8 protein-coding genes are annotated in these 9,091 nt (G+C 45.1%); 6 read left to right on the forward strand and 2 right to left on the reverse strand.

All coding sequences use genetic code 11. From position 1 onward, the window contains the following. Positions 1-272 precede the first annotated feature (272 nt). The 6 genes from VN105_RS00160 (at position 273) to VN105_RS00185 (ending at position 6,396) form a co-directional block, all read left to right on the forward strand. Complete coding sequence (locus VN105_RS00160; protein WP_260607365.1) at positions 273-1,556, forward strand: SUMF1/EgtB/PvdO family nonheme iron enzyme; 1,284 nt, start codon at positions 273-275, stop codon at positions 1,554-1,556. 147 nt (positions 1,557-1,703) lie between these two features. Further along, positions 1,704-2,441 (forward strand): gliding motility protein GldL, encoded by a 738-nt coding sequence (gldL, locus tag VN105_RS00165; protein ID WP_325636733.1) that lies wholly within the window; start codon positions 1,704-1,706, stop codon positions 2,439-2,441. Positions 2,442-2,496: 55 nt separating this feature from the next. Further along, on the forward strand, positions 2,497-4,035 hold the full coding sequence (gene gldM / locus VN105_RS00170; RefSeq protein ID WP_325636735.1) for a gliding motility protein GldM: 1,539 nt from the start codon (positions 2,497-2,499) through the stop codon (positions 4,033-4,035). Positions 4,036-4,056: 21 nt separating this feature from the next. Next, complete coding sequence (gldN, locus tag VN105_RS00175) at positions 4,057-5,085, forward strand: gliding motility protein GldN (protein WP_325636737.1); 1,029 nt, start codon at positions 4,057-4,059, stop codon at positions 5,083-5,085. A 76-nt stretch (positions 5,086-5,161) separates the two neighbouring features. After that, the gene (locus tag VN105_RS00180; RefSeq protein WP_325636739.1) at positions 5,162-5,737 is read left to right on the forward strand and encodes a Crp/Fnr family transcriptional regulator; all 576 of its coding nucleotides are present in this window, start codon (positions 5,162-5,164) and stop codon (positions 5,735-5,737) included. 65 nt (positions 5,738-5,802) lie between these two features. Further along, on the forward strand, positions 5,803-6,396 hold the full coding sequence (locus tag VN105_RS00185) for a DinB family protein (RefSeq protein ID WP_325636741.1): 594 nt from the start codon (positions 5,803-5,805) through the stop codon (positions 6,394-6,396). 121 nt (positions 6,397-6,517) lie between these two features. Here VN105_RS00185 and uvrC read toward each other — a convergent pair whose 3' ends face one another. Continuing rightward, complete coding sequence (uvrC, locus tag VN105_RS00190; RefSeq protein ID WP_325636743.1) at positions 6,518-8,329, reverse strand: excinuclease ABC subunit UvrC; 1,812 nt, start codon at positions 8,327-8,329, stop codon at positions 6,518-6,520. 2 nt (positions 8,330-8,331) lie between these two features. Beyond that, entirely contained in the window at positions 8,332-8,916 is a 585-nt protein-coding gene (locus VN105_RS00195; RefSeq protein ID WP_325636745.1) for a hypothetical protein, read from the reverse strand. Positions 8,917-9,091 lie beyond the last annotated feature (175 nt).

A 9,091-nucleotide genomic window follows, 5' to 3' on the forward strand; every position in this document is an offset into this window, starting at 1 on the left:
ATAATTATGTAACTTGCCTTTTGTAAGGGAGGTTACTGATTCAATAAATGTTGTTACGTTTATATAATAAAATGTTAAAAAGCGCGTTTAAACTAGTTACAGACAGGATGTAAGGCGAATTGAAAAAGTTGGATAAAAAGTCACTACGGATTAAAATTAATTATTACATTTGCTATCTTTCATATAAACAAAGCGGGTGAAAAAATGAGAAATGTGTTCCCTTGTATACAGGCAAATCACACCAGGCTGGTTAATAGAAAAAACATATTCTGATGAAAGCTACCCTTATGAAGCTTAACTATGTAAAAGGTCTGTTGGCAGTTTTGCTGGTTTCCCTGCTGGCCAGCTGTGGCGGTAGTAAAACCCCAAAAAATGCACAAGGGCAATTGATCGGCGTGAGTCCGAGACCGAAGTACACTCCCCCTGTACCGTACGGAATGGTATACATACCAGCCGGAACTTTTCACATGGGTCCCAGTGATGAGGACGTAAACTATGCGTACACGGCGCGTAACAAGTCTATTTCCATTTCCGGCTTCTACATGGATGCTACGGAAATCACGAATAACGAATACCGCCAGTTCGTGAATTGGGTACAGGACTCCATTGCGCATATTTTACTGGGGCATGTAAAATCTGATGATGGTCATGATATCATTGACTGGAAGCAGAAGATTGTATATAAAGATAAGGCGACCATGGAAAAACTGGATGCGATGGTGTACACCGAAGCAGACCGGTTATATGGCCGTAAAGATATTGACGTAGGAAAGCTGATATACCACCAGGAAACCTTTAACTGGGATAAAGCGAAACTGAGAGAGAATTTCGGCAAGCCGCGTTCTACTTTTATTGTAAAGAAAGACGTGCCCATTTACCCGGACACACTTTGCTGGATCAGGGATTTCTCTTACGCCTACAATGAGCCGATGACGCGTATGTACTTCTGGCACCCGGCGTTCGACAACTACCCGGTAGTAGGTGTAAACTGGCACCAGGCAACCGCTTTCTGTGAGTGGAGAAGTAAGTTCTGGGAAGACTACCGCGCCAGCAAGAAGCTGTTTACGGAAGATAAATTCCAGTTACCTTCTGAAGCACAGTGGGAATATGCTGCCCGCGGCGGAAGAGAGCAAACACCTTATCCATGGGGTGGTTACTACATCCGTAACAAAAAAGGATGTTTGCTGGCCAACTTTAAACCAGGCAGGGGTAACTACCCGGAAGATGGTGGTTTTTACACCGTTCGTGCAGATGCCTACTGGCCTAATGATTATGGTTTATACAACATGTCCGGCAACGTTGCAGAATGGACAGCAGATATCTTTTACGAAAACGCCTATTCTTTCACATCAGATATGAACCCATATCTGAGAATGGATGTGCCGGATGACGCACCATTAAAGATGAAACGTAAAGCAATCAGGGGCGGTTCCTGGAAAGACGTGGGATATTTCCTTCAAACCGGTACCAGAACTTATGAGTACCAGGACAGTTCGAAATCCTACGTAGGTTTCAGATGTACCATTGCCCTGAGCAGACGGGTAAAGCACAGATAGGATAATTAAAAACCGGTAATAGCCTGTATTTATTAACACCAAAGAAACCTTTGTAGTATGTACACTATTATGAGTAAATCAGTGAGAATTAACTATTCCATACAGACTTTAACTAACATTTTAACCAGTAAATTTTAACCTATGGCTATGAATCCTAACAAAGCTAAATGGCTGAACTTTTTCGTATGTATTGCGGCTTCCGTAGTTATTATCGGGGCACTGTTCAAATTGCAGCACTGGCGGGGAGCCGACATCGCTTTGATCCTGGGTCTGAGCACTGAGGCGCTCATCTTTTTCGTATACGCTTTTGTACCTGATACCGGCGCCCATACTGAAGGACAGGTGGTAGCTGTAGCGGGAAGCCCTGCTGTAGCCGGTTTGGACAAAATGCTCCAGGAAGCAGACATTACTCCTGCCAACCTGCAGCGCTTAAGCGAAAATTTCCAGAAACTGGGTACTACCGTTGATAAAATGAGAGACATCAGCGATGTGGTAGCAGCTACCGGAGATTACACACAAAAAACAAGAGAAGCTGCCAGCGCTATCGGTAACGTAGCAAATGCCTACACCACTGCCGCCGCTGCCGTATCTTCTTTCAACAGTGCATCAGAGTCTACCAAAGATTTCCATGTACAGATGCAGGGCATGACTAAAAACCTGGCTTCCCTCAATGCTATCTACGAACTGGAACTCCAGGACACCAACAACCACCTGAAAGCAATGAATTCATTCTACAGCAATTTGCAGAATGCTTCCAGTGCTATGAGTGGCAGCATTGAAGATGCCAAGAAAACACAGGAACAAATTTCCCTGCTCGCTAAAAACCTCAGCAACCTGAACTCAATTTATGGTAACATGCTGAGCGCTATGCACGGAGGAAGATAAGGTACAGCTAATAGTTTCTGAATTAACACATATCAATTAAATCTGTAAACAAACTATGGCACTACCTAAAGATCCTAGGCAGAAGATGATTAACATCATGTACCTGGTCTTGACGGCCATGCTGGCGTTAAACGTCTCTGCTGAAATATTGAACGCTTTTAGTATCGTAAATAACTCAATTAATACTTCAAATAAATCCTTAGCTGACAAGAATGACTTTATCTACAGGCAGTTTGATGCACAGATGAAGGACAACGCGGAAAAAACAGCACCTCTCAGAGCCAAAGCACAACAGGTGAAACAAATTTCTGCCAGCATGTACGACTATGTTGAATCTTTAAAGAAAACCATCATTACAGAAAGTGGCGGTTTTGATGAACATGGTGAAATCAAGGATAAAGCCGGACTGGATGCTCCAACCAGAGTAATGGAAAACATGAAGAAAGGCCCTGAACTGGAAGCTAAACTGAAGGATTTACGCGCTAAACTGCTCTCTTTCGTTGATCCAAAAAAGAAAGATCAGTTCGAAAAAACTTTACCACTTAAAATAGAAGTAGGCAAATCAAATGATGAACATGGCGGCGGTCCTAAATCATGGACAACCTACCACTTCAACATGGTTCCTACTATCGCTGCAGTAACCATCCTGGGTAAATTCCAGAATGATATCAAAAACTCTGAGTCTGCCATTATCGATGATCTGTTCCGTCAGATTGATGCGAATACATTCAAATTCGATAAAGTAAGACCATTTATCTCCTTAAATTCCAAAAACCTGATGGAAGGACAAACCTTAACTGCCAACATCGCAGTGGGTGCTTACAGCACTACGGTTAACCCGTCTATCGTTGTGAATGGTCAAACCATTGAAGCACACGAAGGTTTAGGAGTATTTACCATTCCTGTTTCCGGCATTGGTGAAAAAACACTGACCGGTACTATTACCTTACCTAGCCCAACTGGTGGCGCTCCTGAATCCTATCCCTTTACAGAAACTTATAATGTAGGTGCTTCGGCAACCTCTATTTCCGCAGATAAAATGAACGTGCTGTATATCGGCCTGCAGAATCCTATCTCGATCTCTGCTGCTGGTGTACCCGCTGAACAGGTATCTGCCTCTATATCAGGTGGTAATATGACCAAACGTGCATCCGGCGAATACATTGTAACTGTAAGCCAGCCAGGCAAAGCAGTAATTAATGTAGTTGCCAACATCGATGGTAAAACCAAATCACTTGGCCAGAAGGAATTTCGTGTAAAACGCGTTCCGGACCCGGTGCTGAAAGTAGGAGTTAATAAGGGAGGAAGCATGAAAGCTGCCGACTTTAAAGTACAGGGCGGTTTACGTGCCGACCTCGAAGATTTTGAATTTGAAGGCGTGAAATACGAAGTAATCGGTTACCGTGTAGGTATCTCTGCAAAAGGCAAAGAATACCAGGAAGGTGATGCTACTTCAGCTTATTTCCCGGGAAGCGTAGCCGCATCCATCCGTTCACTGCGCCCAGGCGACGAAGTTTTCTTTGAAAACGTAAAAGTGAAAGGCCCGGATAATGTGGTTCGTTCCATGCCGAGTACTATATTTAAATTAAACTAACGGTCCATTAATTACTGAATTATGCGAGCAGTAATATTTAACAGAATTGGTTGGTGCACTCTTTTGCTGGTGATGCTGGCAACAGCTGCTGAAGCGCAACGCCGCGGTGGTACTACCCGCCGCAGAACTGCCACCACAGCAACACCCGCACCGGATAGCGTAGTAAACCCGGCTACCGGGAATGCTGTAGCGCCTCCTCCTCCCACTGCTGCTCCCCCGGCTTCTTTGCGCCCGGATGATATATCAGCTCCGCTGGTAGATACTCCACGCAAATCGCTGCGAGTGGATGGTGTGGTGGAAAGGAACCTTGCCAGGGAACGTACCCCCATTGCCTACGATTACATCCGTGAGGATGACAGGTTCTGGGAAAAACGTGTATGGCAGGTAATCGATGTGAGGGAAAAGATCAACCTCCCCTTCCAGTACAATGTGGAAGATGAGTCTGGTGTGAACCAACTGTTCATTAATATTTTGCTCGAAGCCATCAAGAATAAAGAGGTAGAAGCTTTCAGCGCTATCGACGACCGTTTTACCACTGTAATGCCCTACTCGGAAATACAAACTAAACTCGCCGGTGAAGAAAGGACCGTTCGTAGTATAGATCCGGTAACAGGCGAAGAAAAAATGGTGACTACCCGCGACGACTTCGATCCACGTACCATCAAACAGTACAAGATCAAGGAAGTATGGGTATTCGACAAAGAAGCTTCCGCCCTCAAAGTTCGTATACTCGGTATAGCTCCCATGGTATCCCGTATAAATGAAGATGGCAGCGTACGCGCATCCATCCCTTTATTCTGGGTATATTATCCGGATTGCCGCGCTATCCTGGCCAAACATGATGTGTATAACCAGAATAACGATGCTTCCACTATCAGCTGGGAAGATCTTTTTGAAATGCGCTTCTTTGGCAGCTATATAGTAAAGGAAAACAATACCTACAACCGCGAGATCAAAGATTACATTAAAGACGGTACCATGCGCCTCCTGGAAGGACAGGCCATTCACGACCGTATCTTTAATAAAGAGCAGGACCTCTGGCAGTACTAATCAAAAAATGATCACCGATCAATACCGGAAAGGCAATCAGTTATGCTGATTGCCTTTCTTTTTTTATCTTGCTGCTATGCCCCTTCAGCAGCTACGTAAAACTGTTTACCAGGTAATGCCTCTTCCCGATGATGTATGGGAGGCACTGGCCGCCTGTTGGCACCCGGTTCAGTTTAAACGGAAAGAAGTGATGACCGCCGCAGGGGAAATAGAAAAATACCTCTATTTCGTGACTGCGGGCGTTCAACGCGTTTTCTCCCTGGAAAATGATAAAGAATCCACCCTCGTATTTACCTATGCCGGTTCCTTTTCCGGCGTGCTGGATTCCTTCCAGCTTCAGCAACCATCGCCCTGGTACCTTGAAACCCTTACCCATAGCGAGCTTCTTCGCCTGTCGTATGCAGACTTTAACCGGCTTACATTACAATACCCCATCCTGGAAAGATGGGTCCGACTGGCAACTGTTGCCGCATTGGCCGGTGTGCTGGAAAGGCATAAGGAATTGCTGTCTTTTTCCGCAGAACAAAAATTCAGGACATTGCTTACCCGCAGCCCTCATGTGTTACAGCTGATCCCGCATAAGTACCTGGCCTCTTACCTTGGTATAGACCCTGCTACCTTCAGCAAACTGTTAAGTACTGTGAAGCTGTAAAATGTTGATCTGCACAAAGATTTTGTATCTCCTGCACCACTAGTTTTGTACTAAACCAATACAACATGACCAGCATAAACAGTGATGAACTGCTGCAGGAACTGCGAAAGAAAAATGTGGAAATACAAAACAAAGCCCGGAACCGTTTCGGCGGACAAACAGACGCAGCGCTGCAACATACGCCTGGCCCGGACCGGTGGAGTGCCATACAATGCCTGGAACACCTGAACACTTATAGCCGTTTTTATCTCCCGGCTTTAGATAAGGCTATTACCGTCGCAGAAAAACACAACAGCCGGCCTGCTCCCCTGTTCCGCAGCAGCCGGATAGGCGCCTGGTTTACCCGGCTTATGGAACCGGGAGCAGACGGGCAGTTGCGGTCGCGAATGAAATCGCCCAAGGGTCATTTGCCGTCGGTTCAACCGGAAGTAGCACCAGTACTGCTTGAATTTATGCAGCAGCAGGAACAGATGGAAAACCTGTTGCTTCGTGCAGGCAAGGTAAATATCCGGCAGATAAAAGTGCGCACTTCACTATCGCGGTTTATAAAATTATCTGCAGGCGATACATTTGGTTTTTTAACGGCACATACACGCCGGCATATTTTGCAGGCGGAGACGGCTATCAGTAGCATGCAGCGGGTGAAAAACGCTGTATAACACCGGGGTGTTAACAGTGCTGCACCCGGTGAGAAGAGAAAAGGAGGGTATAACCACCGGGGGCGGCCTCTTCTTCGGAAATATTTCTATGATCCGGTTGTTGTTAGTATTAACCGCATCCTCAGGCTTCTTCTTTATGGAAATGATCCCAGATCAGTTTAGCCTTGGAGGCGCCCACTTCTTTCACGAGGTCCTCCTGGGAAAGCAGTTTGATTTTAGCAACGGAACGAAACGTTTTCAATAGTTGTGTAGCGGTATTTCCGCCAATACCTTTTATGCTTTCCAGTTCATTTTTGAAGGTACCCTTGCTTCTTTTCTGGCGGTGGAAAGTGATCCCGAACCGGTGCACTTCATCACGTACCCGGCGGATGAGTTTCAGGCTTTCGCTGTTATAGGGAAGTTTGATACTTTCAGTGTCGCCCGGGAAAAATATTTCCTCTTCGTTTTTAGCGAGGCCTACTACCGTCATACTGCCTATAAGGTTCAGTTCCCGGATGCTCTCCATAGCGGAACCCAGCTGCCCTTTACCGCCATCAATGATTACCAGCTGGGGCAAAGGTTGCTGTTCTGCAAGCAGGCGGTTATAACGCCGGAAAACGATTTCTTTCATCGAAGCAAAGTCGTTGATCCCTTCTACCGTTTTAATATTGAAATGGCGGTAATCCTTTTTGGAAGCTATCCCATCTTTGAACACTACACAGGCGGCCACCGGGTAACTGCCCTGGAAATTGGAGTTATCGAAACATTCGATATGTTCCGGTAAGGCGGGTAATTCAAGATCGGCCTGCAACTGGTAGAGCACCTGTTTGCGTTCCATATCCGACTTGCCTTCCAGGTGCAGGATCTTTTTACGGTATAGTTCTTCTTTAAAATAATTCACATTCTTTTCAGATAGCTCCAGTACCTTCTTTTTATCACCACCTTTAGGGACGGTTACCGTAATATTACCTTCCGGGTAGGTTAACGGGAATGGCACTACGATCTCTGAATTGATGCTTTTAAATGCGTCGCGCAGATACGCTATGGCATAGGTAAGTACTTCTTCGTCGCTTTCTTCCAGTTGTTTTTCAAGCGTTACGGTTTTGGTGTCGGCAATAGTGCCGTTCAGTATACGCAGGTAATTTACATAGGCATGATTACCTTCACTGATAATGGAAAACACATCCACGTTACCCATGCGGGTGTTTACAATAGTGGATTTGGCAGAATAATCTTCCAGGCTTTCTATCTTTTTCCGCATGATCTCTGCTTTCTCAAATTCCATCTTCGACACATGCTCCATCATTTGTTCTTTGAAGAGGTTTACTACCGGGGAAAGATTGCCTTTCAATACATTCTTTACCTGTTGTAGTCCTTCGCGGTAGTCGTCTTGTGTTTGTAATCCCTCACAGGGGCCTTTGCAGTTGCCAAGGTGATATTCCAGGCATACTTTAAATTTTCCCTTACGGATATTTTCTTCGGATAAGTTCAGGTTACAGGTACGCAGGGGAATGTTATACTTGATCACATCCAGTATTTCCCTTACCCTTCCTACGGAGGTGAAGGGGCCGAGGTAATCAGAGCCGTCCTTTATCACATTCCGGGTGAAAAATACCCGTGGAAACGATTCATGTTTGATAACGATGTACGGGTAGGTTTTATCATCTTTCAGGTTGATATTGTACCTGGGCTTGAATTGTTTGATAAGGGAGTTTTCCAGCAGAAAAGCATCCTGTTCAGAGTTAACGATGGTAAACTCGATGTGATGGATGTGTTCTACCAGTTTGCGCGTTTTATAGTTGTCGTGATTTTTAACAAAATAGGAACTTACCCTTTTACGCAAACTTTTGGCCTTCCCTACATACAGGAGGGTGCCTGATTCATCGTAATATTTGTAGATACCGGCATCTCCCGGTATGGTGTGTGATATTTGCTGAAACTCCGCTGCTGTCATGTTTACATTCCTGTTTTGGGTGCAATCGTTACATTTACTTCCAGTTGTTTGGGCGCCAGGAAAGCAATCTTCTGATAAGTAGTTATCCGGATCTGCCGGTTTTGCTGATAGTGCAGATCCTGCCGAAATTCGTATACCATATTGCTGGTATAGGAATGGATGTTTACCTGTTGTATGTTGCCTTGTTTATCCAGTTCGAGGGTGATTTCCGAAGGATTGGTCTGTTTCCCCTTTGATTTATAGATCAGTGATCTTCTCCCCGAAAACGGATCATACAAACCGGAAGTGTCATACTCGTCGCGGAGGGAAGGTTTATTTAAATCTGCATCCATGAAGGGCTTTAACAGGTCGTGTATAGTAGCACTGTCGTTGCCCCGGATGCTGATTGTATCGGTTTTGCCGTTGAGGGTCACTGATTTATGTAGCATATAGCCGCCCGAGCGTATATGGGTATTCTCCTGGCTGAAATATTCAGGCAGTTTTATGAATTTCCCCGGGCCCTTCAGTTGCGATGGTTTATTTGCCAGGTTACAGGCCATTAAGCCAATTATGGTAAACAGAGCCGTTGCTTGCCTGTATTTTTTCATGTTGCAAAATTAATACTTAAATGCGGGTCATAAAAAATGCGCCGTAAAAACGGCGCATCGATGCATGAGCAAATCTGTCGAGAGCACTAAAAATATGTAAATCAGCATGTTGAGCTGATATTTTTCGTGGGTAACGCTTGTTAAACGGAGGTGATGAACCAAATGTTACAGGGGT

Origin of the sequence: Chitinophaga sp. (assembly GCF_035564935.1) — a bacterium.
Taxonomy (GTDB): domain Bacteria; phylum Bacteroidota; class Bacteroidia; order Chitinophagales; family Chitinophagaceae; genus Chitinophaga.

Bases quoted from the DNA above. Each gene is read 5' to 3' on its own strand.
- VN105_RS00160 (WP_260607365.1), top strand. From the start codon at position 273: ATGAAAGCTACCCTTATGAAGCTTAACTATGTAAAAGGTCTGTTGGCA.
- gldL (WP_325636733.1), top strand. From the start codon at position 1,704: ATGAATCCTAACAAAGCTAAATGGCTGAACTTTTTCGTATGTATTGCG.
- gldM (WP_325636735.1), top strand. From the start codon at position 2,497: ATGGCACTACCTAAAGATCCTAGGCAGAAGATGATTAACATCATGTAC.
- gldN (WP_325636737.1), top strand. From the start codon at position 4,057: ATGCGAGCAGTAATATTTAACAGAATTGGTTGGTGCACTCTTTTGCTG.
- VN105_RS00180 (WP_325636739.1), top strand. From the start codon at position 5,162: ATGCCCCTTCAGCAGCTACGTAAAACTGTTTACCAGGTAATGCCTCTT.
- VN105_RS00185 (WP_325636741.1), top strand. From the start codon at position 5,803: ATGACCAGCATAAACAGTGATGAACTGCTGCAGGAACTGCGAAAGAAA.
- uvrC (WP_325636743.1), bottom strand. From the start codon at position 8,329: ATGACAGCAGCGGAGTTTCAGCAAATATCACACACCATACCGGGAGAT.
- VN105_RS00195 (WP_325636745.1), bottom strand. From the start codon at position 8,916: ATGAAAAAATACAGGCAAGCAACGGCTCTGTTTACCATAATTGGCTTA.